At 42.9% G+C, this 23,237-nt stretch carries 20 protein-coding genes, 7 tRNA genes and 1 pseudogene; 7 read left to right on the top strand and 21 right to left on the bottom strand.

All coding sequences use genetic code 11. The features are described 5' to 3' along the window. Positions 1 to 425 precede the first annotated feature (425 nt). Positions 426 to 911 carry a VOC family protein gene (locus tag K5L93_RS16145; RefSeq protein WP_220720746.1) on the top strand — a complete coding sequence of 162 codons (486 nt, stop codon included), beginning with the start codon at positions 426 to 428 and terminating at the stop codon, positions 909 to 911. A gap of 69 nt (positions 912 to 980) precedes the next feature. On the opposite strand, the gene K5L93_RS16140 is transcribed toward K5L93_RS16145, so the two are convergent. Both K5L93_RS16140 and K5L93_RS16135 read right to left on the bottom strand, forming a co-directional pair. Further along, positions 981 to 2,192 (bottom strand): IS256 family transposase, encoded by a 1,212-nt coding sequence (locus K5L93_RS16140; protein WP_220718244.1) that lies wholly within the window; start codon positions 2,190 to 2,192, stop codon positions 981 to 983. 154 nt (positions 2,193 to 2,346) lie between these two features. Beyond that, positions 2,347 to 2,850 (bottom strand): nuclear transport factor 2 family protein, encoded by a 504-nt coding sequence (locus K5L93_RS16135; protein ID WP_220720745.1) that lies wholly within the window; start codon positions 2,848 to 2,850, stop codon positions 2,347 to 2,349. A gap of 98 nt (positions 2,851 to 2,948) precedes the next feature. On the opposite strand from K5L93_RS16135, the gene K5L93_RS16130 reads away from it, so the two are divergent. After that, positions 2,949 to 3,833 (top strand): LysR family transcriptional regulator, encoded by an 885-nt coding sequence (locus tag K5L93_RS16130; RefSeq protein ID WP_220720744.1) that lies wholly within the window; start codon positions 2,949 to 2,951, stop codon positions 3,831 to 3,833. A gap of 236 nt (positions 3,834 to 4,069) precedes the next feature. Here K5L93_RS16130 and K5L93_RS16125 read toward each other — a convergent pair whose 3' ends face one another. The 10 genes from K5L93_RS16125 to gltX form a co-directional block, all read right to left on the bottom strand. After that, positions 4,070 to 4,645 (bottom strand): hypothetical protein, encoded by a 576-nt coding sequence (locus K5L93_RS16125; RefSeq protein ID WP_220720743.1) that lies wholly within the window; start codon positions 4,643 to 4,645, stop codon positions 4,070 to 4,072. Then, positions 4,642 to 6,885 carry a hypothetical protein gene (locus K5L93_RS16120; protein ID WP_220720742.1) on the bottom strand — a complete coding sequence of 748 codons (2,244 nt, stop codon included), beginning with the start codon at positions 6,883 to 6,885 and terminating at the stop codon, positions 4,642 to 4,644. Before K5L93_RS16120 ends, K5L93_RS16125 begins: the two co-directional genes overlap by 4 nt. A 364-nt stretch (positions 6,886 to 7,249) precedes the next feature. After that, positions 7,250 to 8,245 carry a GGGtGRT protein gene (locus K5L93_RS16115; RefSeq protein WP_220720741.1) on the bottom strand — a complete coding sequence of 332 codons (996 nt, stop codon included), beginning with the start codon at positions 8,243 to 8,245 and terminating at the stop codon, positions 7,250 to 7,252. A gap of 11 nt (positions 8,246 to 8,256) precedes the next feature. Further along, positions 8,257 to 8,949, bottom strand: a complete 693-nt coding sequence (locus K5L93_RS16110) for an iron-sulfur cluster assembly scaffold protein (protein WP_220720740.1) — start codon at positions 8,947 to 8,949, stop codon at positions 8,257 to 8,259. Positions 8,950 to 9,080: 131 nt separating this feature from the next. Then, positions 9,081 to 9,482, bottom strand: a complete 402-nt coding sequence (locus tag K5L93_RS16105; RefSeq protein ID WP_220720739.1) for a hypothetical protein — start codon at positions 9,480 to 9,482, stop codon at positions 9,081 to 9,083. Positions 9,483 to 9,606: 124 nt separating this feature from the next. Then, positions 9,607 to 9,682 (bottom strand) — tRNA-Ala (locus tag K5L93_RS16100). Between the two features lie 21 nt (positions 9,683 to 9,703). Further along, positions 9,704 to 9,779, bottom strand: a tRNA-Ala gene (locus K5L93_RS16095). Between the two features lie 143 nt (positions 9,780 to 9,922). Next, positions 9,923 to 11,620, bottom strand: coding sequence for a fused response regulator/phosphatase (locus K5L93_RS16090; RefSeq protein ID WP_220720738.1), 1,698 nt, complete (start codon positions 11,618 to 11,620; stop codon positions 9,923 to 9,925). Then, positions 11,620 to 11,931, bottom strand: a complete 312-nt coding sequence (locus tag K5L93_RS16085; protein ID WP_220720737.1) for an STAS domain-containing protein — start codon at positions 11,929 to 11,931, stop codon at positions 11,620 to 11,622. The genes K5L93_RS16090 and K5L93_RS16085 overlap by 1 nt, the downstream gene beginning before the upstream one ends. An 878-nt stretch (positions 11,932 to 12,809) precedes the next feature. After that, the gene (gltX, locus tag K5L93_RS16080; RefSeq protein WP_220720736.1) at positions 12,810 to 14,297 is read right to left on the bottom strand and encodes a glutamate--tRNA ligase; all 1,488 of its coding nucleotides are present in this window, start codon (positions 14,295 to 14,297) and stop codon (positions 12,810 to 12,812) included. A gap of 228 nt (positions 14,298 to 14,525) precedes the next feature. Between gltX and K5L93_RS16075 the strand changes: the two genes are divergently transcribed. From K5L93_RS16075 to K5L93_RS16055, 5 genes are all read left to right on the top strand, one after another. Further along, a tRNA-Val gene (locus K5L93_RS16075) sits at positions 14,526 to 14,601 on the top strand. Positions 14,602 to 14,650: 49 nt separating this feature from the next. Then, positions 14,651 to 14,726 (top strand) — tRNA-Val (locus tag K5L93_RS16070). A 146-nt stretch (positions 14,727 to 14,872) separates the two neighbouring features. Further along, a tRNA-Val gene (locus K5L93_RS16065) sits at positions 14,873 to 14,948 on the top strand. A 47-nt stretch (positions 14,949 to 14,995) separates the two neighbouring features. Next, a tRNA-Val gene (locus tag K5L93_RS16060) sits at positions 14,996 to 15,071 on the top strand. Between the two features lie 49 nt (positions 15,072 to 15,120). Beyond that, a tRNA-Val gene (locus tag K5L93_RS16055) sits at positions 15,121 to 15,196 on the top strand. 637 nt (positions 15,197 to 15,833) lie between these two features. On the opposite strand, the gene K5L93_RS16050 is transcribed toward K5L93_RS16055, so the two are convergent. The 9 genes and pseudogenes from K5L93_RS16050 to K5L93_RS20110 form a co-directional block, all read right to left on the bottom strand. Then, the gene (locus K5L93_RS16050; RefSeq protein ID WP_220720735.1) at positions 15,834 to 16,121 is read right to left on the bottom strand and encodes a transporter substrate-binding domain-containing protein; all 288 of its coding nucleotides are present in this window, start codon (positions 16,119 to 16,121) and stop codon (positions 15,834 to 15,836) included. 324 nt (positions 16,122 to 16,445) lie between these two features. Further along, positions 16,446 to 16,886: a DUF411 domain-containing protein gene (locus K5L93_RS16045; protein WP_246615071.1), complete on the bottom strand. Its 441-nt coding sequence runs from the start codon at positions 16,884 to 16,886 to the stop codon at positions 16,446 to 16,448. A 7-nt stretch (positions 16,887 to 16,893) separates the two neighbouring features. Beyond that, the gene (locus K5L93_RS16040; protein ID WP_220720734.1) at positions 16,894 to 17,451 is read right to left on the bottom strand and encodes a c-type cytochrome; all 558 of its coding nucleotides are present in this window, start codon (positions 17,449 to 17,451) and stop codon (positions 16,894 to 16,896) included. Positions 17,452 to 17,632: 181 nt separating this feature from the next. Beyond that, positions 17,633 to 17,992 carry a hypothetical protein gene (locus K5L93_RS16035; protein WP_220720733.1) on the bottom strand — a complete coding sequence of 120 codons (360 nt, stop codon included), beginning with the start codon at positions 17,990 to 17,992 and terminating at the stop codon, positions 17,633 to 17,635. Between the two features lie 178 nt (positions 17,993 to 18,170). Further along, positions 18,171 to 19,256 carry an alginate O-acetyltransferase AlgX-related protein gene (locus tag K5L93_RS16030; protein WP_220720732.1) on the bottom strand — a complete coding sequence of 362 codons (1,086 nt, stop codon included), beginning with the start codon at positions 19,254 to 19,256 and terminating at the stop codon, positions 18,171 to 18,173. A 4-nt stretch (positions 19,257 to 19,260) separates the two neighbouring features. Further along, entirely contained in the window at positions 19,261 to 20,721 is a 1,461-nt protein-coding gene (locus tag K5L93_RS16025; RefSeq protein ID WP_220720731.1) for an MBOAT family O-acyltransferase, read from the bottom strand. A gap of 90 nt (positions 20,722 to 20,811) precedes the next feature. Next, entirely contained in the window at positions 20,812 to 22,122 is a 1,311-nt protein-coding gene (locus K5L93_RS16020) for a hypothetical protein (protein ID WP_220720730.1), read from the bottom strand. A 376-nt stretch (positions 22,123 to 22,498) separates the two neighbouring features. Beyond that, positions 22,499 to 23,002: pseudogene (locus K5L93_RS20115) on the bottom strand (formate/nitrite transporter family protein). Positions 23,003 to 23,034: 32 nt separating this feature from the next. Further along, a complete protein-coding gene (locus tag K5L93_RS20110) occupies positions 23,035 to 23,190 on the bottom strand; it encodes a hypothetical protein (RefSeq protein ID WP_246615070.1) in 156 nt (51 codons plus the stop codon). Between the last annotated feature and the right edge of the window lie 47 nt (positions 23,191 to 23,237).

The following is a 23,237-nucleotide window of genomic DNA, read 5'->3' as shown; positions in this document are numbered from 1 at the left end:
CACCGTTTTCTTCAAATTAATAAATAGCCTTAAAACAATAGGATGTTTCACACACAACCACCATTTTGTTGGAGTCAACAACACTCACTTTAGAACTAGACATACTTGTAAGTTCACGAACGAATAAGAAAGTATTTAAGTAATAATTCATGCAGAAGGTGATAAACGATAGTAATTAACTTTAAGCATGCAAAGATTTAATCCTCTGGGGTCTACATAATCGTAATCTTGAAAGGGGGGGATTCGCAAACTTTTCTGAGCTAAACGGTATAACCGTCACCTCAGCACTCCCAAGCCTTTCGATAACAAATAATTATTAAATTAATAATTTTTAATAATTTCATAAAATCAACCAAGCTACATATACTTTCTCCATCGAAGCAAAACAACGCAACAGTTTACAAATTAAGGTTTGGAGAAGAATTATGAAAATGAATCATGTAGGCATCATGGTTGGCGACATGGATAAAGCAGTTGAGTTTTACACCAAAGCGCTTGGCCTAAAAATTGTTATGGACAACACTAAAGTGATTGAAGAGCGCGAAACTGCTATTGGCAGAATGTGTATTGCAGTATTTGGCGAAGGCTTCAAAGGTTTTAACATTGCTCACCTTGTGACCTCAGACGGTATTGGCGTAGAAATGTTTGAAATGAAAGAGCGCGCAGAGCGTCACGAAGTAGATTTCTCTTGCTTGGGCATCTTCCACTTCTGTTTACAAACCGATGACTTTGCAGGCGCCATTGAACGCACGGAGCAGTACGGCGGTAAAGTACGCATGGACATTATGCGCTACCACCCAGAAGATGACAGTAAACCAGCTAAAATGGTTTATTTAGAAGACCCATTTGGCAACTTGTTCGAACTTTACTCGCACACTTACGAAGACACGTATGCCTCTGATTACGAGTAAGTAATACCATAATATAGCTATCATAAAAGGCTTAGCAGGAGGCTGTAACAGATTCTGTGTATCTGCCATCTAGTTAATGTGTTTTTCTAGACGTTCCTCGAACTCGATAATAAACCGACTCATAGCTTGGCGCCAGTTTTGAATGGGCATTGTCCATTTCTTGCTGGCGTCTTTGATTGCTAAGTACACCATCTTGGTTGCGGCCTCATCGTTTGGGAAGAGTTTCCGCTTCTTTAGTGCCTTGCGTATTACGCTGTTGAGAGACTCAATCGCATTGGTGGTGTAAATGGCCCGACGGATATCTTCAGGGTAGTTAAAGAGCGTATTGAGGTTCTGCCAGTGATTGCGCCAAGATTTGGAGATTTGCGGATACTGGCTATCCCAGACTTCGCTAAAGCGCTCCAGCTCAAGTAAAGCTTCATCTTCTGTAGCTGAGCGATACACACGCTTCAGGTCGGCTGTAACCGCCTTGTAGTCTTTCCAGGATACATACTTCAATGAGTTTCGCACCATATGGACTATGCAAAGCTGGATATGTGTTTGGGGGAAGACGGTATTGATCGCATCAGGGAAGCCCTTCAGGCCATCTACACAGGCGATAAGTATATCTTCAACACCACGTTGATTGAGTTCAGTTAGAACACTCAGCCAAAACTTAGCACCCTCGTTTTCGGCTATCCACATGCCCATTAACTCTTTCTGGCCGTCGGTGTTAATGCCCAAAGCAAGGAAGATAGATTTATTGATAATGCGTTTGTCTTGGCGGATTTTGACCACGATGCAGTCGAGATAGACGATAGGATAAATGGCATCGAGTGGTCTAGATTGCCACTCCACAATTTCCTCCATCACCGCATTTGTGACACGCGAAACTAGGCTGGGTGATATCTCGGCCCCGTACCACTCATCGAAAGCATTCACGATGTCACGCGTACTCATACCTTGCGCATAGAGCCACAAGATCTTGTCATCCATGGAGGTAAATCGTGTTTGATGTTTTTTGACCAGCTTGGGGTCAAAAGAGCCAAGGCGATCCCTAGGAGTATCAAGCTCAAACTCTCCGTCTTCGGTTTTTACGCGCTTAGTGCTCTTTCCATTGCGGGTATTATTCGACTTGGAAGGTTTGTGTTTTTCATAACCAAGATGCTCATCCATTTCAGCGTTGAGTGCCGCTTCAACAGTGATTTTTTTGAGCATCTGGCTGAATTCAGTTAAATCATCGGGAGTTTTGATTCCCTTTGCAGCTTCTATAGCAAAAGCTTCAAGTGCTTTCTTATCCATGTGCCTATCCTTAGCCATTACGGCTTTAAGTTTAGACAGTTACACAGAATTTAGGACAGGCTCCTTAGCAGCGATGCTAAGCCTTTTGCTTTAGCTTTTTAAGTAAGCAAAATAACCGCCTGTATTCACCATTTTGCCTAATTCTAGCAATCTATTATTTAACGTGGTAAGCCTTAGATACGGCATAGCTATCTTCAAACCAGTTCCAACTTTTTACTTTTCCGTCAACAACATGAACACGCACTGCCCAACTAAATTTGCCAGTATCAATACCCGATTCATTGGCAATGGCGCTCATAGTGCCCATAAATACCGCTTGCTCACCATTGGCAAAGCTATAGTCGGTAGTCCAACTAGTTACCTTTAAACCCGCACCAAATTTAGGAAGAAAGCTGTTAAACACCGTTTCTTTACCCTGCCAGTTTCCAATCCAAGGAATATTGGAATCACCTTCGTTATGCCAAACAAAATCATCGCTCATTAGCAAATCAAGCTTCTCCATATCACCGGAGCCAGCCGCCCATAAAAACGCCTGAGCTGTCTCTAGCGTTTTGGCTGAGTCAACCTGCTTCACCGCATCAGAATCGGCGTGCACAGGGCTTAGCTGGAACATAGCAATAAGGCCAATTAACGTTAGCATTGAATTTTTCTTAATCATGGTATTTCTCCGAATGAGTTTTTGCTGCTTGGTCCAATCACTATACCTGTGCTAATTTTTAGATAAATTCACCAAATAAGCACTTTAGGTATGCAAAAATGCACAGTATTAGATGGGCCGACTTACAATATGTATTAGCCGTTGCCAATGAAGGCTCTTTATCGGCCGCGGCAAGGTCACTAGGTGTAAATCACAGCACAGTATTACGCCGACTAAATGCCTTTGAATATCGTCATAAGCTGCGGGTTTTTCATAAGCTGCCAACAGGCTATAAATTAACAGTGGAAGGTCGCCAGTTACTTGACTCTGCATTGTCTATCGAATCAACCGTTAAAAGCTTAGAGCGAAGAATGTTCGGCCAAGAAATGAAGCTGGAAGGGACGCTACGCTTAACAACCACCGACTCGCTATTGCGCTTTGTTTTAGCCAAGCACTTGGCTGTATTTCATCGGCTTTACCCGCGGATCCAGTTAGAACTTAATGTAACACCTCGTCGTTTGGAGCTTTCCAACTTAGAGGCTGATGTAGCGATTCGCCCAACTCAATCTCTGCCAGAAAATCTTAAAGGCATTAAGTTGTGTGAAATGGCTTTTGGCGTTTATGGAACGCCAAAATACATATCCAGCTTGAAGGGGAAACATCCTTTACGATCTGCGCATTGGTTAGAGATGAACCAAGGCAGCGCCTCTCACTTAATTTCAACATTCATTCCTGAGGAGCAAGTGGTGCTTAAAGCTGATTCATTCGAGCCGCTTCTTATGGCCGCCGAGCAGCATATTGGCTTAGCCTACCTGCCTTGTTTTGTTGGTGAATCTTCAGAGAAACTGCAAAGAGTGGACTTGAATGTAGAGCACAAACAAACTGGATTATGGATGATGACACACATAGATCTAGAAAACTCGGCCAAGGTAAAAGCCTTTTTTGACTTTATGGAAACAGAACTAAAGTCAGACCAAAACGTTTGGCGTACTTTAGCAATCTAATTGCTAATGGTTAAATGCTGTAGCTAAATCACTGGCTCTGATTGTCAGGGTTCGAGCAAATTCAGCTAAGGAAAATGTTGATACTAGAGCGTTTTTGGACAGAAATGCGCTAGCGCATTCGCTTATTCAAAGGTGCTTCGGATTAGCGTAAGTATGGGAAAGTGCTAATTAGCAATGTTACAGGGCATTCTTAAAAAGAAAGAGCCAGAATTTGTTTTCCGACTCTTTTATCTGATTTAAAGCGTCCCTGCGGCATGACGCTTAGCGATGTCTTTAAACAGCTCTAGCATTCCTTGATTAAATAAGAAATCATCACTCATCTCAAAGCTTTGGCATAAGTCCATGTCTGGGTGACCACAACGACTAAGGTTATCTAAGCTGTAGCCAGGAATATCTTTACCTATAGAGTGGATGAGTCTAGATATCCCTAAACCTTCGCCGCCACTACCGGTGCGGTCGTAATGATGAAAGCCCTTTGATGTTTGTGGCTTAGAGGGGTCACCAGTATTAAAAAAGCGCGGTAGGTTCTCTACAAACCATGCGGCTGCGCCAATGGGGAATTCATATTGCTCTACATAGCGATATGGTTCACCACTAAAAGGGCTAATACCATCATTCCAATAATAAATAATTAACATAGCCCCATCAAAGAAAAGCTGCCAATCTCGAACCGTATCTTTAAACCTAACATCAGTAATCTCGGCAATTTTTTTCCAAGCGCTAGGTAAGTTTTCCGGCTGGTATACGGGCCATTCTGGCTTGCGAGGCACTGGCACAAAAGTAGATGCATCAAATACGGGAGGTTTGTTCATAATTGTAATCCAGGAATTTCGCTAAGTTCTACCAACTGTACGGTGCCATTATTTTGCATGGTACTAAAGGTATCGGGATTTTTATCGTACGAAAAGGTTTCTAATATACCGTGTGGGGTATTGCCATTAGGGTTATTCATATTTTTGGTAAGACCGTTACCTAGCCAATGTTCATTGGCTCCTGCCTCTTTATATAAAGCTAAACGGTTCTCAAACAGTTTTTTGTCATATTCGCTAAAATTACCGTCTTTAAACATTAAGTTCTGTAGCTCCTTGTCCCATACGCCATGCTCTTTAACTTGATTTAGCGCAGTAACATCTTTATTAAACTTCGCACTGAACTCTGGCGTCATTATTTCATCAAGTAGCTCTGGATGGGGAATTCGGTCTGCCAACTCAGACTTCGAAAAGTTTTTCATATTGTCATAGTTCGGCACCATGGCGTAGCTTCCGGCCTTCTCGGTGGCTTTAGCTTTGTCGATAATGGCTAAGGTATAACTTGCCTTAGGGTCATAAGGTATACCCACTCCGGCAGTCACTAGCCTTGGGTCGGTATCCCTATCTTCTAGCTGGTCAAAAGTTGTGGACCAATACTTAACTTTTTTACCATCGTATTGGCCTAAGTATCCATCAGGCCCTGCATATTTTGTCTCCAAAACCCTTACAATATACTTGTCATCAATATTACCCGCTTTGGCTATCTCCAATAACTCGGCTTGAGTATATTTAGGTGTATAACCACCGTTATCAATAACCTTGGCTCTTGAGTCGTTCAATAAGTTTTCAGCTTCAGCAAAAGAACTTGGGTTCACACGTTTGCGTTGATGGTTTGGGACATTGCTTGGCTTTTGTTTACCTGCATCGGTAGGCACTTGTGCCCCCGCAGGTTTAGTAATCTGCTGCTCTACTTTGCCGCCAGTTCGGCCCGATTTAGTTTTAAATTGGGCTTTCTTTTTAAGCTGTTTAGCGAGAGTTTTGAACAAGCCACCGAGTTTATCTAAATGGCGCACCTTGTTAGCCGCTACTGCGGCGGTACCTGCACCTCCAGTAAGGGCGACTAGAACTGCGCCAAGCACAATATCAAATATGGCAGCGCCGCCCATTTCGGTAAGTTCGGTATGATGCTGTGCGTCGGCGAAGTCTTTTACAAATTGCAGTAAGGCCGTTTGGGTTTCATCGTCATCGCTAATAAAACTAGCAACTTCATAAGCCTCGGTGAGGTTTTCTTTGGTAATAGAGGCGGGGTCAAAGCCTAGTGCTCTTACATAAGTTCGGTGTTGCTCTGCACGCCAATTACTGGCAAAGCTTTCTGTCCAGCCTTTATCGTCATCAACGTTGTAGGCATCCCAGCCAGCGTTTAAAGCTCGTTTAAGCTGCCCTTGCGCAGAGCCAAGCTCTATAAGGTTATAGGTAAATTCAGCCGCGTCACCAAGCGCACCACCAGCCCCAGTTAATAAAGAGCCAATACTCGATGCGCCTTTTTGAAGCGAATTTAGCTCACCATATTCGGCCGCGATTTTAGCGCCCTCTGCTCGCTCGGCAGCAATGATGCTGTTAAGCACTCCAGCAATCTCAGCTCGAGTAGCAGCAATAGCGGCGTCATCGACTTGCTCGCCAAATTCAACATCAACATTATTGGGTTTAAGGTTAGGTAGATGCGCTAAACCATTGGCATCTAACGTGCCTTTTAATACTGTGCCGTCTGCTAAGCTTGCTTTGTAAGGCAAGTTAGCCGCAGGTGAGCCATCTGGTAGTGCGCAATACAAATCTAAGGCTTCACGAATGTCTTCACTAGATTGACCACCATGGCCTAAGGGCGCTTGAGCAGGTTTGGCACGAGTAACAACACTCTCTGGCAAAGTGGCAACAGGCATGCCGCCTTCGATATTAGAAGGCGGTGGCGGCGCTAAGTTTTTGCCTTTAAGAACCTTTACCTCACCGCTCACAATGCCATTACTAAGCCAAGCAATTTTCTGCTGCTCGCTTTTGTGGCTAGCCATGTAATCGCCAGACACGTGAAAGTAAAGTTTGTTTAAGTCGAACTGATAACCCCACATAGGGCTATGGTTTTGCAGTAAAGACTGCGCCCAATAAATATCGATGCTGTGATTAACGAGTTCACCTTGGTTTTCTGTGTGACCTGCGTGTCTTGGTAAAAACATATAAGACTGACCAAAAGCATCAACTAACAGGGTTTGATTAAACTTAGACTCCTCGAAGGGGTTAGCGTTTGCTTGCATTATTGCCTCTCAAACACGCTATCGATTTTACTACCTTAAACATGCGATTCCTTGCTTGTTCACTGGATTTAAATTGACTTTATAATCAATAAGGTCGTGATGCTATCAGGCTAGTAATAAGGGAGTCAATATAGATGTTGAAATACTCATTAAGCTTATCGCTAGAGATGATAAAAATTGGCTGAAAATACGAAGATTTGATTTGAGTTACTTTAGGCTTGAAACACATAAAGGGGCAAAAGCTTGTTACAACACCAGCCTTCACCTCGCCTTCAATTAAAACCCTTAACTGTAAGCTGAGTTGCTAAACAACAAAAAGCCGCCCAATAAGCAGCTTTGACATTTCCTGGCTGGCCAAGCCGTATTACTGCGACTGTTCTACCGCCACACTCACCGCAACACTGGCACCCACCATAGGGTTGTTGCCCATGCCGACTAAGCCCATCATCTCTACATGCGCTGGTACTGAAGAAGATCCTGCAAATTGGGCATCGCAGTGCATTCTACCCATGGTATCGGTTAAACCATAGGAAGCTGGCCCTGCGCCAACATTATCCGGGTGCATGGTTCGCCCAGTACCACCGCCAGAAGCTACCGAGAAGTATTCTTTGCCCAGTAACAAGCGCTCTTTTTTGTAGGTGCCCGCAACCGGATGCTGAAAACGCGCTGCATTGGTAGAGTTACCAGTAATGGATATATCCACACCTTCGTGATGCATTACTGCCACGCCTTCTACCACGTCGTCGGTTCCATAACAGCGAATAGAGGCTCGGTGTCCTTTACCAAACACTTTTTCTCGGGTGATATTGAGCTCGCCGGTTTGATAATCAAACTGCGTTTGCACGTAGGTAAATCCATTCATGCGAGCAATCATATAGGCGGCGTCTTTACCTAGGCCGTTAAGAATCAGGCGCAGCGGTTTGCTTCTTACTTGATTGGCATATTCAGAGATTTTAATCGCCCCTTCTGCAGCGGCATAAGACTCGTGACCGGCCAAGAAGCAAAAGCAGTCTGACTGAGTAGAAAGCAAGCGAGAAGCAAGCTGGCCATGCCCTAATCCCACTTTACGTTGATCGGCTACCGAGCCTGGTACACAAAAACTTTGCAAGGCCTCACCTATCGAGAGAGCAGCTTGCTCAGCGGTTTTATCTTGCTTTTTAATTGCAATGGCTCCGCCCAGTACATAAGCCCAGGCGGCATTTTCGAAAGCAATCGGTTGAGTGGTCAAGGTAATGTCATGTGGGTCAAACCCGCGAGACTGACACAGCTCTCGAGCCGCTTCCAATGATTCAATCTGATACTGGGCTAAGGTTTGCTCAATCCGCTCAATTCGGCGCTCTTTTCCTTCAAATTCTGCCATGATACTGCTCCCTATACCTTTCGCGGATCAACATATTGAACGCCATCTTCGAAGCGCCCATAATGAGATCTGCTGTCATTTAAGGCTTGATTAGCGTCTATACCATCGGCAATTGCACTCATCATTTTGCCCATTTGCACTATCTCATAACCGATGATTTCGTTGTCTTCGTCTAAGGCTATACGTGTAACATAACCTTCTGCTAGTTCTAAATAACGTGCCCCCTTCGCTTTGGTGCCATAGGCAGTGCCTACTTGCGAACGTAAACCCTTACCTAAATCATCTAAGCCCGCTCCAACAGGCAGGCCCCCTTCAGAAAAAGCGGTTTGACTGCGTCCATAAGCAAGGTTTTCAAAAATTGAGCGCATCGCTACATTAATCGCATCACAAACTAAATCAGTATTAAGCGCCTCTAATAGCGTTTTTCCGGTAAGGATTTCTGAGGCCATTGCTGCAGAATGGGTCATGCCCGAGCAGCCCACTGTTTCAATTAAGCACTCTTCAATGATGCCATTTTTCACGTTAATCGATACCTTGGTTGCGCCTTGGTGTGGGGCGCAGGTGCCCACCCCATTTGATAAACCTGAGATGTCGGTGACTTCAATGGCATTCACCCACTTTCCTTCCATGGGGATCGGTGAGTTTCGATGGTCGGGCCCGCGAGCAATCGGACACATTGACTCGATGGTATTGGTAAAAGACATACTTAACACTCCTCAATTCACACGTCTTATCAAGAGGATAGACGATAAGTAAACAAGTAAGCGGTCAATTCCTCAGCTAAGAAGAATTAACCGCTTTAGCGATGGTGTTGTTTGGTTATTTTTGTGGGATGTTAATAGGGCAAACGAGAGCAGTCGTTGTCACTTTGAATGGCTTGATACAGCGAATCTCCATTGCTAGCGTTTATCACCAGTTTAACTCTTACCCCACGATACAAAGACTGCTGGTCAACTTTGCAGATATCAGCCCTTACTTGTTGGGCGAGCAGTTCGATGTCTTTAGCACTAGAGCCTTGCTCAGCTAAGGTTAAATGGTAGTGAACCAAGTCTCCTTGAGCGCTGGCTGTTGCGTTAACTGACTCGAGCATAAACTGGCGTTGCTGTTGGTTATAGCTCGCTGCTAAAGCTTGAGCAGCTTGGTCTCGAGTGGGGAGCGGTTCGGCTAAAGAGGCAGAAGTAAAAGTAGTTAAACTAGCAGCCAATAAGCACTGTAAACCAAGATTGCGGATAAACATAAGCGGTACTCAATATTATACATCAGACTTTGAGTGTAGTAAGTACGGGCTTAAATCCACAATAGACAGAAACAGAAAATCACAACTAAGTGTTAGTTGTTCAATACAGAATAAGAAGGAAAATTGGTGGAGCTACGCGGGATCGAACCGCGGACCTCTTGCATGCCATGCAAGCGCTCTCCCAGCTGAGCTATAGCCCCGATAAACGGTAGGGTGTGAATTGGTGGAGCTACGCGGGATCGAACCGCGGACCTCTTGCATGCCATGCAAGCGCTCTCCCAGCTGAGCTATAGCCCCAAAATCACACTGCTTTCAACACAATATCTGTCGAAAGCGAGCAGAATTCTAAGCAGCCGGAACTAGAGTGTCAACCGTTTTTACCAAGAAACGAGCCACTTGCTCAATTAGCCAACAATTCAAGACCATTTATAGAATTTTGTTTAATGTTGGCAGCGGTAAACTGCAGTAACACAGTTGCCTTGCAGATTAAACTCCATGCTTTCGCAAAGAGACTCAACTAAACGCAGCCCCCTGCCCGAGTATTGTTGTTTAGCGCTTTTTTCAGCAGCGAGTGAGGCTTCAAAGCCATTGCCACTATCTGCCACTTTAATGGTAAATTGGCGAGCCTGCTTTCCATCAAACTCAATCGCAATGCTTACCGCCCCATCGGTGAGTTGTTTGGCTCTGTGCTTACGCTTGCGGTAATACTCTTCAAAACCACTGGCTGAAGTTTTTATCGCCGAATCTAGCCCTAATACACCGTGTTCAAAAGCATTGTTAAACAGCTCACTGACCACGGTAAATAAAATATTGCGGTCGGTTTGGTGTACCGATAGCTCTTGTAAGGTGGTCATTAGCAAGGGGATGGGAGTAAATTTTTTAAGGCTAGTGGCATCTAACTTAAGCGACCAGCTCCATTGCCCAGCAACTAAAGGACCAGTTTTATAAATATCGGTAGATTGTTGATTTGGCCTATTTAGTAAATCAGGAATCTCTACCATGCTAATGTCATCCAATTGCTCAGTACCCATACAAAATAGCTGCAATTCGTGCTGGATGCTGGCAATAAAAGAAGGGTGCGCAGCTTTGTTGGCGATTGCATTAACCAAGCGCTGCTCGCCAAACATCTCTCCACTGGCGCTCAGCGCTTCAGTTACTCCATCACTTAACAACACCACATGATCATAAGGTAACCAAGGTAGCGTTTTGAGCTTAAGTTCCACTTCGTTTTGAATACCCAGAGGAAGTGATTCAGACCTTAGACGCTCACGAATACCTTGTTGTTGAGTATTGTAAACAACTAGCTCTGGCATGCCGCCGTTCCACACCGTTAACGATTTTTGCTGAAGCGAGAGCTCTACAAATATACCAGCCATAAACATACCGGTGGGTAATAAGCGGTGCAGGCGACGGTTAATTTGCCGAAGAATGGCTTCACCAGTATAACCTTTGCGAGTCATGCCTCTAAAAATATCGGCAACGGGCATTGCACCTATTGCTGCTCGCAAACCATGCCCAGTAAAGTCACCCAGCAAAACATGAATATCGCCATTTGGCCGATACTCTGCAAAAACAACATCTCCGGAAAAGGTAGACGCGCTATCTAGCGATACAAGCAGTTCTTGGTCGGCACAATGTGAGTTAGCTACGGCACTACTAAACACCCGTTCGGCCAACTCCTCTTCTTCTTGAAGCTGGTTATGTAATCGGCTGATTTCACTGTAAATGGCTTTTGTGCGCTCAAACCCTAATGCTTTTGCTTTGAGCACCGCTTGATGAACCGGCTTAAATAGAATGTCGTCTCCGCCACAAGCAATGCATTTAACCAATGCATCCACTTCATTTTGCGCGGTAACAAATAAAACTGGGGTAAATTTGGGGGTACTTAAACGTTTGATTTCGGCAGTTGCTTGATAACCATCCATTACAGGCATCAATACATCCATGAACACAATATCGATGTCTTGCTGCTGAAACAGCTCTACGGCTTCTTGGCCATTTTCTGCAAATACCACTTGATAACCAATATCACCAAGTATTTTGCCTAACAGTAAACGGTTAATGCGAGTATCATCAACCACTAAGGCTGTACCTTTAACCGCCTTGTTAAGAAAACTTAGCGTATCAACTTCAAACACTAATTTTCGATTTTTAGTAGTTTATCAAAGTTAGCTATTTCTAGTATTTTTAGAATTGCCGGCGATGGTTTACGAATAGTTAAAGCCAGAGCTTGGCTTTTTTCGGCATGCTCTTTAAGCAATAACATCATGCCTAATGCCGAACTATCCATATAATCAGCACTGCTTAAGTCAAGAATTAGCTGGATACCCTCTACTGATACGTGCTCGTAGCAAGCCCTAAAGTCACGATGTAGGGAATAATCAAACCTGCCAGCTACACTGATAATAAGCTGCCCTGAATCTTGATCTAACTGACTACTAATAGACATCGAATCTCCTTATAACGATCACTATTGGTTTATGCGAAAAACCAAATTTAGTTTACTTAACTCAACCAAGTACTGAAGCTTCCCTTGCTTCAAACTTATTCATGCTCACTTGGTCATAACTTATTGCTTAATATCCACAAAAAAGCTTAGTGCACCCACAACAATAGCAAAAAAAAAGCCAAATACTAGGGTCTATTGATCTTTGCTGATGGTTTTTGCAGCAATTTATTAGCCATTTAGGCAAGGCAGTGAGTGTGCAGTTAAGTGGGCTTAATAATCACTCGCTAACGCTGAATAAATGGCTAATAAATGCTGCCCGAAGGGTTCGGATAAGCGAACTTTACTCTTTTTTTAAGCACTTCTTGCTTAGCCCACTAGGCTTCTAAGCGCTCGCCGCGATTAAAGCCCGCTTATCTCGAACAAAATTTCAACACCAAAGATCAACAAACCCTAGATGCTCAAGACTTTATTTACAAATAAGTCATTTGTAAATAAGCATGTTACAAATAGGCTTAGCAGCTTTAGCTCTAAACTAGGCTTTCAGCATGTTATGTCATTGTGTCAATTTGGTTACAGGGTTGGCATTGAAATGCAATATAGATGAGATCTAAAGAAGGTTTTTAATGTATAAACACTGGTCGAAAAACAAACTGTGAAGCAATTCAAGGTAATCGCTGCAGTGCTTGATGCAAGATGACTTATCTACTGATGCATAATATAGGAACACGATGAGTATTAGACTTCAATTGCAGTTCTTGCTGGCACTAGGCTTACTGCTTGCAGCTTGTGGCAGCATGTTATTGGTATAAACAAACTATTTACGCTAAGAAATAAAAAAGCCAACGCTTAGCGTTGGCTTTTTAAGTATTAACGGCGCTTTACCAGCTAGCTTTGTATGCGCGATATGCTTTATCTAACGACTTAGCTTGCTTCTTACTTACGCCAATATGGCTTAGTGCAAAGCGTAAACGAGCCCGACTCATGTCTGGACCAAGAATAGCCATAGCATCAACTACCGAGGTAGAACTGGTTTTGCCAGTAATCGCCACAAATATAGGCTCTAAGAAATCACGAATTTTAACATCTAAATGAGTAGATAATTGCTTAGCTACCGCAAATACCGTTTCTTTGTCCCATTGACGCTGCTCTTCTAGTTGCCAAATAAACATCTGTAACAAACTACGAATTTGCTCTTCTTCCAGTTTACCTGCGGTAAGCAACTCTGGTGCGTATTCTGGAATACCCGATACAAAGTGCCCAGCTAGAGGTGCGAGATCACTTAATACATCTAATCGTGCTTTTGCTTGCGGAATAATGCTCATCAAGGTTTCTTGATTGTAGGCCCACTCAACTAAACGTTGAGCTAACTGCTCATCAGTTAACTCTTCTCGGATCCATAAACCATTTAACCATTTAAGCTTCTCCACATCGAATACGGGGCCACCTAACGACACTCGCTTTATATCAAAATGTTCAACCATATCTGCCAAAGTGAATTTTTCACGCTCATCAGGCATTGACCATCCCATACGGCCTAAATAGTTAAGTACCGCCTCAGGCAAGAAGCCCATTTTACGATAGTAGTTGATACTAGTAGGGTTTTTACGCTTACTTAACTTACTTTTATCTGGGTTACGTAACAAAGGCATGTGGCCTAACATCGGCGCTTCCCATCCTAAGTCTTGATAAAGCTTAAGTAACTTAGGTGCAGAGTTTAGCCACTCTTCACCACGAAATACGTGAGTAATGCCCATTAAGTGGTCATCAACAACATTAGCCAAGAAATAAGTCGGTAAGCCGTCTGCTTTAAGCAGCACTTGCATATCTACTTGCTCCCACGGGATCTCAACCTCACCACGTAGGTAATCGGTAAAACTAAAGCTGCCCGACTCAGGAATTTTCATCCGTATAACGTAAGGCTTGCCTTCAGCTAAGTTGGCGGCAATTTCTTCGGCGCTAAGCTTTAGGCCGCGGCCGTCATATTTAGGTTGTAGGCCTTCTGCCATTTGTTGCTTACGCATTTCATCAAGCTCTTCTGAAGTTGCAAAGCAATAAAATGCTTTATCTTCATCAATCAGCTGTTGAGCGTACTTTTTATAAATCTCGCTGCGCTCGCTTTGACGATATGGACCTAAAGATCCGCCACAATCTGGACCTTCATCCCAGTTCAAACCAATCCACTTCAAGCTTTCGTATATAGCTTGTTCTGATTCACGCGAGCTGCGTGCTTGGTCGGTATCTTCAATACGTAGAATAAATTCGCCGTTATGTTGTTTGGCAAAACAGTAGTTAAATAATGCGATATAGGCGGTACCTACATGAGGGTCCCCCGTTGGTGAAGGTGCTACGCGAGTACGAACTGTCATATTTATTCTCTAGTTAAATAGTTGACCGAGTTGAATAGCGGGATTTTACCACACCCGCCAAAATTCGCTAGCTAGCAGCGACACTACGACTAGGTATAATTAGCCAACAATTTGCCCAATGCGGTAGCCTAAATAAGCATTTTGTCGAGAATTTGTGCAAGCAGTCAGTTTCCTTAAAATTTGCGTTGACACACACGCAGACCACCCTATAATACGCCCCCACAAGACGGTCGCTTAGCTCAGTTGGGAGAGCATCGCCCTTACAAGGCGAGGGTCACTGGTTCAAGCCCAGTAGCGACCACCATATTTAAAGTGAATGGTTCTTTGAACCGTTTATTAGTAAGACACAATTCGGTCGCTTAGCTCAGTTGGGAGAGCATCGCCCTTACAAGGCGAGGGTCACTGGTTCAAGCCCAGTAGCGACCACCATATTTAAACACTTAACATGAAGTGTTAGTGGTCGGTAAGGGCATAGCCCTACTCTCTGCATGGCGAGAATCACTGATTCAAGCCCAGTAGCGACCACTATATTTAGACAAATGGTTCATTGAACGGTTTGTAGTAAGACACAATTCGGTCGCTTAGCTCAGTTGGGAGAGCATCGCCCTTACAAGGCGAGGGTCACTGGTTCAAGCCCAGTAGCGACCACCATATTTAGACAAATGGTTCATTGAACGGTTTGTAGTAAGACAAAATTCGGTCGCTTAGCTCAGTTGGGAGAGCATCGCCCTTACAAGGCGAGGGTCACTGGTTCAAGCCCAGTAGCGACCACCATATTTAAAGTAAATGGTTCTTTGAACGGTTTACTAGTAATACAAAATTCGGTCGCTTAGCTCAGTTGGGAGAGCATCGCCCTTACAAGGCGAGGGTCACTGGTTCAAGCCCAGTAGCGACCACCATATTTAAAAGGCCTGCATCATTTGTAGGCCTTTTTGCTTTCCGCCAAATAGTTAACTCAAACCTATCGCTTAGCCATAAAAAGCGGGAGAGCAACGCCCTCCTCTTTGTTAGGCGAGGGTCACTGGTTCAAGCCCAGTAGCGACCACCATATTAAAAAGGCCTGCATTGTTTGCGGGCTTTTTTGCTTTCTGCCGAACAGAAAACTCGAACCTATCGCTTAGCCATAACGAGCGGGAGAGCATCGCCCTCCTCTTTGCTAGGCGAGGGTCACTGGTTCAAGCCCAGTAGCGACCACCATATTAAAAAGGCCTGCATTGTTTGCAGGCTTTTTTGCTTTCTGCCAAACAGAAAACTCGAACCTATCGCTTAGCCATAACGAGCGGGAGAGCGTTAAACGCTATATAGCATTTTTTAATAGATCATTTATCACTTGCTTCCTAAGCAGTTCAAGCTCGCCACTCTCTTGCATATCTATAAATACCGCGTCGATTTTCTCGACCAAATCGGCATGTTTTTTATGCACATAGTGATAGAGCAATTGCGACTTACCGGAGGGCCAACCACATGTACATTACCTATATCCATGGTTTTTCTTAACCACATACCGTTGACCCAAGATGAAATAGCAAAATCAATTTATTGTGCACTTAACATGGTCATCATCTTGGCAGATGTATTAAAAACCCTCTGAAGAGGAAGATCTCGAGTACATTCTTCAGCATGCTTCACGCCTCTCACTATCCCAACAGTATAAGGAGCTAAATCTGCGCACTGCTTTATATCTACATTCTGTACCGAACTAAATACTACCTGATCGATGTAGTTAATCGGAGTGGGTACTCGGAAAAGGTTTGGGTAACTATTGGCGATACTCCAAACACGGTGAACTTCACCATCAACCTCTCCTTGATTAGATTGTTTCATGGCTCGTTTGGGGGGCATGTCAACAAACTCGACCTCGATGCCCAGTTTCTAGTAGGCAACCTTGACCACTTTAGCGCCAATAGATGCAGTAAAGTTATTAGGGAGATTAGCGAAATACAAGGTCGTTGCTTCAGATTTAGCCTCGGCATGTATTGACCAAGAAAGCCATGACTAAAACAGCTTCATTTGAACGTCTTCTATTTCAGTTATCTACGTAGATAAAACTTAATTCACTCCTCTGTCAAACGCGAACTCTCATTGTTTGCAACTAACAATGAAAAGGCCAGCAACGAGCTGGCCTAAGTTTAGATCATCTAAAACGTCTTAATACTGCTTATAAATACTTAAGCCGTCCTCTGAAAAAGCGATAACTTTGAAGTCCTTATAAGCAGCTCCTTTTTTTGCCATGCCCGGCGAATGCTGTGGCATACCAGGCGCAGCTAAGCCTTTAATGTTTTTGGGGCGTTCTTTTAACAAGCGGGCTATATCACTTTCCGGTACATGCCCTTCGATTAAGTAGCCATCAATCACAGCACTATGGCAAGACTGCAGCTGTGGGGGCATGTCGTAGCTTTGTTTTAGTACGTTCCACTGTTGTTTGTGATGCACATTCACCTGATACCCTTTTTGCTCCATAATTTTGGCCCATTCGGTACAACAACCACAAGTGGGTGACTTATATAGCTCGATGCTAGTTTTAGCCAATACCGAACTGCTGAAGCAGACCAACAGGCTTAGTAGTATTTTGTTTAGTATTTTCATCATTATTCTCTTATTCATTCACTAGTAATTGTAGAGCCTGCCCATTAACTTGTAGGCTTACCGAAAAAGCTGGCGCAACAAACTGCACAGCTTGGGTATCTAAAGGCTCTATATGTAATGTTTGATTTATTGCCAAGGGACTAAGATCTACCGCTATAGAAACTAAGGTGTCATTTTTAACAACCAACTGGCTCAACTGTTTGGGTATAAGCTGCTGAGTTGTAATGTCGGTATCTTCACCGATACTCCACTCCACCAGCGGCATTGCACCTAAACTGGCTAGGTATTGCACAATCAACCCTCGTTGCTCTGGCGCTAAAACGTCGCTTAGCAACTGCATAGTAGGTTCATTTTCTAAGGCGTAATTAAGCTGATCTAAGCTGGCACCACGAATGTCACCTCCCACATTCCCCGCCCCATTCGCGTATTTACCATGGCAAGCTGCGCATCCATAACCGCCAATAGTTAAATACAGCTTTTCACCAAGTGCATTTTCATTCGGCTCCGCATAAGCCAAGTTTGCATGGGCGCTAAGCAGCATCGCTGCCACTAATCTATAAAACGACATGTTCATTATTGTTCCACTTTTGCCTTAGCACACTAAGACCTAATTTTTTTCGCTACCAAACAGAAAAGAGGTAGCGCCTTAATAACTAGGATTCAAGATAGTAGCCGTGTAAAAACACACCTGAAATACAGCCTGTTTATTCAATTCTATTATTCTTGACCAGTTGTTAAACTTAAGGAACTTAACCAATAGGAGGGCGATAAAGAGGCTCAGCAGTATTAAATAGGGCAATACTGCGGGTAGAGGAAAAAGCTAAAAGGCTGCTGGGGGATTCAGCAATATTGAATTCGAGCAGATTCATCAGCGGCGGAGCCATGCAGCTTACGGTACAACAACTCACCCCACCAAAAACTGCCTGAATAGGGTTGTACTCAGTAGTCTTGTTTGCAGGGGAATAGCCAGCATAAACATGGCAGTCTTGCATAACTTGGTGATCAGTTGAATCGATTACTTGTGGGCTAACAAGCAAGCTAGTACTAATGCTACTAAGAACAAACGCTAACACCACGCAAACAACTACCCCAAAACGCACATAACTCAATGGTACTTAACCACTCAACAAATTCTAAAGCTACTGTAGCGTCACCATTACACCATTGCAAGCCAGCATGTTGTTATCTTTGTACAATTAAACTCACAGTAGTTTTTTAGACCTCAATTTCACTAACTTACTTTCTAAATAACTATAAATATACATAATTCGACATCAAATAAGCTACTCAATACTTGGTTAAATCGAGCAGCTGCCTTTCAATAACTTGAAGAACCACCCAGTCTGGGGACAGACTCTCAAGCTCATTCTCTAATCTAGATAAGTCACTATTATGGTAATGGCCAACATATAATGGACTAAAATGATGAGCCCATAAATTTTGCTGTTTTTCAAAGAACGAATCAGCTAATACGATTGCACTTTTGGCATGAGCGATTCCAGTAGAGTATTTATAATTGTGGTGATGAATGCTCACAACCTTTTCTCCCTCCTCACAACGGCTATCTGATGAAGACTCCCAATTTAACTCTATGCACACGGAATCGAGGTCGTCCATCGCCGCGTTGTTATAGTTTTCATCTTCAATTAACGAAGGGTCAAGGCCTAATAGTTTACTAAGATCCCCTCCGTTAACTGACTGGTTTACCCAATCGCCTGAGCTACTTACGTGTTCGTCCATTTCATCCATGGAGTGTTTAAAAGCGATCCAAGCACCATAGTTTGTCCAGTGACTATCAGTTTTTTGATAAAGCCAATACTCTGTACTTTTTTCATCCTTCATAAACTGGCGTAAATCTAAAAGGTGGACATCAGAATCTACCGCTGCTTCGATGAGCTGTTGCGTCGCATAATTACCTTTAACGTAATTCCCTAGATACTCAGGATAGATAGTATGTTTATTAGGCACAAGAATAAGGAGAAACTGGCTGTTGTAGCTCTCTACCAGTGTTTGTATTGCTTTTACGCTTGCAGACCAACTTGCAACATCATTCTCCTGAAGAAAAGAACCATTTACTGTTGCGCTATAAACTTGATTGGTATTATCGCCTAAATACATCCAAGGGGCTTCTGTTCCCATGATCACAGAGTCTGGATCAGCGCTAATATGATACCTGTAAAAAAAACGGTTTATACTAGGTTTTAGCCAAGCAAACCCAAATGCATTAACTCGATTTCGCGTGGCTTTTTTAAGTGACTCGTAAGATGTAAACCCTTCCACATAATAAAACCAAGCTATCCCCATCAAAGGAGGAATCAACAACAAAAATAGAAAAACACTTAAAGTCAATTTAAATCTTTTTAATTCATTCATATCATTAAAAATCAAAGTAGAGGAAACTACTCTGTTGGCCAGAAAATATAGTCAAAACAGACACAATTAACAAAAAAGTAGTTAAAACACCCAAATACCGTTTTTTATTTTCACCATTTATTTCATAACTTTTGGCAACCTCGATAGCATTTGGTGACTTGACAACAATAAGCATTCCCCAAAAAATACAAATTGAAATCCATATCGATTGAATGCCAGCTGGAAGTATCAATAAAGATCCTGATAGAGAAAGGCCAGATCGAATAAACTCAACATCACTCCCTAGTTGATTAACATTAAACATTGCTTTTAATACTAACCACGCATCTGTTAAATCACTGGCTCTAAAGAAAACCCAAGTAACGTTAATAAAAATAAATGTTAATACCCAGGCGAATAGCTTTGGCATCTGAATCGCTGTACTTTCCCACATCCGATGAATGGCTAAAGCAACACCATGCAGCCCCCCCCAAACTACAAACGTCCATGCAGCTCCATGCCACAATCCGCCCAAGAGAAATGTAATAATAACATTTCGAATCGCTAGCGCCCTTCCATTACGGTTCCCCCCAAGGGGAATATAGAGGTAATCTTTTAACCAGCGAGACAGTGTCATATGCCATCTCCGCCAAAAATCCTTTATTGTCAGTGATTTATATGGAGAATTAAAGTTTAACGGTAGTTGTATATTAAACATTAAGGCGATGCCAATAGCCATATCTGCATAACCTGAAAAATCAAAATAGAGCTGCAGTGTATAGCTTAAGCTAGATTGCCACGCACTGATCATTTTCAGTGTTTCTGGTTGAGCAAAACCGGTATCAGCCCACACTGAAAATGTATCAGCCAAGACGACTTTTTTAAACAGCCCTATAGAAAAAAGTAACAATCCTATATTGATGTTTTTCCAGTTTACTTTTCTTCGAAAATGCTGAGAAAACTGAGGCATCATTTCACTGTGATGAACAATTGGACCAGCGATAAGCTGAGGGAAAAACGTAACATAGAGCACATAATTAAGAAAAGATTGCTCACTAACCTTTTCTGAAAAGCTGTCCAATAAAAAGCTTATTTGCTGAAAAGTAAAAAAACTGATAGCCAATGGTAGGACAACATTCATAAGATTGAAATCCAGACCAAAAACATCATTAATATTTATAATGATGAAATCCATATATTTAAAATAGGACAAAACGAGCAAATTGGAGACAACACCTATACTTACCCAAAGCTTTCTAATCCATCCGCTAGATACCAAGATGCATCGAGATAAGTAAAAATTAAAAACAACAGAAGAAACAATTAGAGCAAGGTAGCTAGGATTCCAAAAACCATAGAAAAAAAGAGAAGCGACAATCAACCAACATTTAGCAAAAGAATAACCTAAATACTTAGACACTAAAAAAAAAGCGACTAATGTAAAGGGTAAAAATGCAAATAAAAAAGCTTCCGAGTTAAATAACAAACCAACTCCCTAACAATCAATAAATATAACTTAAAACGTTAAGCTCATTACTCAGGTTAGGGGCTATTGTAGAGAGAAACTTAGAAATTGTCAGGCCTCTATTTGTTTCCTAAAAAATTGAATCATTTCATCACGGGTTTTACGGTGATTCAAATGGAAAATATCCATCGGGAATAGCAGCTCAATGACCCCAGTATCGAACATTCGTTTTACTTCATACTCATTGTGAGCAACATCTTGTTGATACATATAATTGAGCCAAGTCCGGTTGGTATGAATAATAAACTCCACCCGCATTCCGCCTAAACGCGCAAAAAACTTCATCATAGGGGTTTTTTCACTAGAGCCCACTGCCCTGCCGCGATACTCAGATCTATCGGTTAAGGTATCGGAAATGTCTTCTAGCACCATTAAGGAGTTTGCGCTAGAAGCGCTGCGCGTGAGGTGCTTTTGAAAGGCCTTAATATCGCTAACCGAATCGAGAACCGCCATTAAGCCAAGCTCGTCATCTACGGCCACCGCGGGATTCTTCTGGTTTTTGCGTAATAACTTTAATACTTTTGCTTCTGGCGGCTTTTTACGAATAGAAACGTAGATTGGAACTTTACGCTCGCCAACAGTAAAACTTCGGCGCTTTAACAAGGTGAGTTTTTCGCGATCGCCACGTTGAATAAGCTTAGCTTGCTGAGGATTTAATACTTTCACCTCGCTACAAGCGTAATCGTCGTTAAGGTGTTTTGAGTGTAAATAAACCGGGTCTAGCTCCCCAATCTTGAGCTCTTTACTCCACACATAGCCATTCAAAAACTCAAGAAACGCTGAAAACTTGTTTTCGATTTCAGTTTCTCGCTCACGCTGCTCGATGCTGCCAGCCAGGGTCATTAAAATAAGTTTACGTCGCGCTTCAAAGCGAGCTTTTTTGTGGTAGTCATCATTGAACATAATCAGCAATAACTCCACCGGATTATTGGTAACCTCAATTTCGTTGGTATTTTCAATATGCGAAGCATAAGGAGAAAGGATTTTCCCCTTAATTGAGTGAATAACCGCATCTGCAGTACGCGCATATTCATCAATCCGGCTCTCAATTTCGTTTAAGTTGCCATCAATACCAAACATATTGCCCAATAAAGACAAGGCTCGTTCGCTGCGTTGTTTACGCAAGCTTACGTCGTCAATCAAGCTCTGAATTTGTGAAAAGCTGTCGATGCCCAAGAACTCAAATATCTGACTTCGCAGCGCCCGGTATTTAGACACATTATTACTATCTTGCTGCAAGCGTTTTACCCAGCTGCGAACACCAGTAGAAAATGGGTGAGCTACAAAGGCATCACGGCTTACCGCAAAGGGACCATCCTGCTGAAGCGAAGTAAAAACACTATTTGGAGAAAGAACCGACATAAATAACCTAAATCACCAAGTACAACTAAACTCAAGAATTAACGAAGCAAAATATACACCAAAAGAGGTAATAATTCAGAGGAATCACTATTTGCCCTATTTTCTTACCACGATGCTCAGCAAAACCAAGCTACGGCTAAGTTAAGCGCAGTAAACACTGGCTAGCCGCAGGCTTAGTTAAGTGATCAACAATCGCACCCAAACGATGCAACAAACGCGGTTAATCGGGCTTTCTTAGGTAAATAAGCCAATAGCCTAGCCCCACAAATACCCCTCCAACAATGGTGTTACCTAAAGTGACCTGAAACAAATTATTGATGAAGAAGTTGCCAAAAGTGAGATCGGCAAAGTCAGCAGGGCTTAAACCAATAGCTTGTCAAAACTCGCGGCCTACAAGATTTTTAATGCCAATGGCCATAGGTACTTGGAACATATTGGCAATACAGTGCTCGTAGCCCGCCGAGACAAACATTGCTACCGGCAGAATCATCACTATTACCTAGTCAGTTAAACTGCGGGCGCTAAACGTCATCCATACCGCAATACATACTAAAACATTACACAGAACGCCCAAGGCTACCGCTTGAAAAAAATCATTGTGCAGCTTGTGCTGGGCAATACGCATGGTATTGATACCAACCTCCCCTTCGGCAAAGGTATATTACTTGGTCATTAGCATTAGCATTAGCGAGACTAGGACAAAAGCACCTGCCAAATTACCAAAGTAAACAAATGACCAGTTAACACATAAGCTTTTCCATGAGATTTTACCGCTGGCTCTTGCCACCAGCGTCAATACAGAGCTAGTAAACAATTTACCACCGGTAATAATCTCAAAAATCAGGCCCAAGCTAAATGCCAAGCCGCCGATTGAACGAATAAAACCCCAAGGAAAATCTCCCGCACCAGTGGTTACGGTGGTATAAAAACAAAGGCTATGCCGATATGTGCGCTAGCAGTAAGGGCGAGTAAAAGTACTTTAAGCGGATCTTTGGTGGCTTTACTTACTCCAACGTCGACAGCACGTTCAGCCATTAGGGGTGGAAGCAAAGAATCGAATTGACTCATAGGGATCACTGTATTGGCGGTGGTTAATCAAGCGTAGCTGAATCGAC

This window comes from Agarivorans litoreus (genome assembly GCF_019649015.1).
Classification (GTDB): Bacteria; Pseudomonadota; Gammaproteobacteria; order Enterobacterales; family Celerinatantimonadaceae; genus Agarivorans; species Agarivorans litoreus.
Note: the sequence above shows the minus strand (reverse complement) of the source record. Positions and strands in the feature narration are given on the sequence as shown.

What these genes read in the sequence shown, in the direction of transcription:
- K5L93_RS16110 (WP_220720740.1), bottom strand. Translation starts at nt 8,949, where the DNA reads ATGTCTTTTACCAATACCATCGAGTCAATGTGTCCGATTGCTCGCGGG.
- K5L93_RS16145 (WP_220720746.1), top strand. Translation starts at nt 426, where the DNA reads ATGAAAATGAATCATGTAGGCATCATGGTTGGCGACATGGATAAAGCA.
- K5L93_RS16140 (WP_220718244.1), bottom strand. Translation starts at nt 2,192, where the DNA reads ATGGATAAGAAAGCACTTGAAGCTTTTGCTATAGAAGCTGCAAAGGGA.
- K5L93_RS16045 (WP_246615071.1), bottom strand. Translation starts at nt 16,886, where the DNA reads ATGATGAAAATACTAAACAAAATACTACTAAGCCTGTTGGTCTGCTTC.
- K5L93_RS16040 (WP_220720734.1), bottom strand. Translation starts at nt 17,451, where the DNA reads ATGTCGTTTTATAGATTAGTGGCAGCGATGCTGCTTAGCGCCCATGCA.
- K5L93_RS16085 (WP_220720737.1), bottom strand. Translation starts at nt 11,931, where the DNA reads ATGTCTATTAGTAGTCAGTTAGATCAAGATTCAGGGCAGCTTATTATC.
- K5L93_RS16020 (WP_220720730.1), bottom strand. Translation starts at nt 22,122, where the DNA reads ATGTCGGTTCTTTCTCCAAATAGTGTTTTTACTTCGCTTCAGCAGGAT.
- K5L93_RS16125 (WP_220720743.1), bottom strand. Translation starts at nt 4,645, where the DNA reads ATGAACAAACCTCCCGTATTTGATGCATCTACTTTTGTGCCAGTGCCT.
- gltX (WP_220720736.1), bottom strand. Translation starts at nt 14,297, where the DNA reads ATGACAGTTCGTACTCGCGTAGCACCTTCACCAACGGGGGACCCTCAT.
- K5L93_RS16030 (WP_220720732.1), bottom strand. Translation starts at nt 19,256, where the DNA reads ATGAATGAATTAAAAAGATTTAAATTGACTTTAAGTGTTTTTCTATTT.
- K5L93_RS16115 (WP_220720741.1), bottom strand. Translation starts at nt 8,245, where the DNA reads ATGGCAGAATTTGAAGGAAAAGAGCGCCGAATTGAGCGGATTGAGCAA.
- K5L93_RS16130 (WP_220720744.1), top strand. Translation starts at nt 2,949, where the DNA reads ATGCACAGTATTAGATGGGCCGACTTACAATATGTATTAGCCGTTGCC.
- K5L93_RS16050 (WP_220720735.1), bottom strand. Translation starts at nt 16,121, where the DNA reads ATGAAACAATCTAATCAAGGAGAGGTTGATGGTGAAGTTCACCGTGTT.
- K5L93_RS20110 (WP_246615070.1), bottom strand. Translation starts at nt 23,190, where the DNA reads ATGAGTCAATTCGATTCTTTGCTTCCACCCCTAATGGCTGAACGTGCT.
- K5L93_RS16105 (WP_220720739.1), bottom strand. Translation starts at nt 9,482, where the DNA reads ATGTTTATCCGCAATCTTGGTTTACAGTGCTTATTGGCTGCTAGTTTA.
- K5L93_RS16120 (WP_220720742.1), bottom strand. Translation starts at nt 6,885, where the DNA reads ATGCAAGCAAACGCTAACCCCTTCGAGGAGTCTAAGTTTAATCAAACC.
- K5L93_RS16135 (WP_220720745.1), bottom strand. Translation starts at nt 2,850, where the DNA reads ATGATTAAGAAAAATTCAATGCTAACGTTAATTGGCCTTATTGCTATG.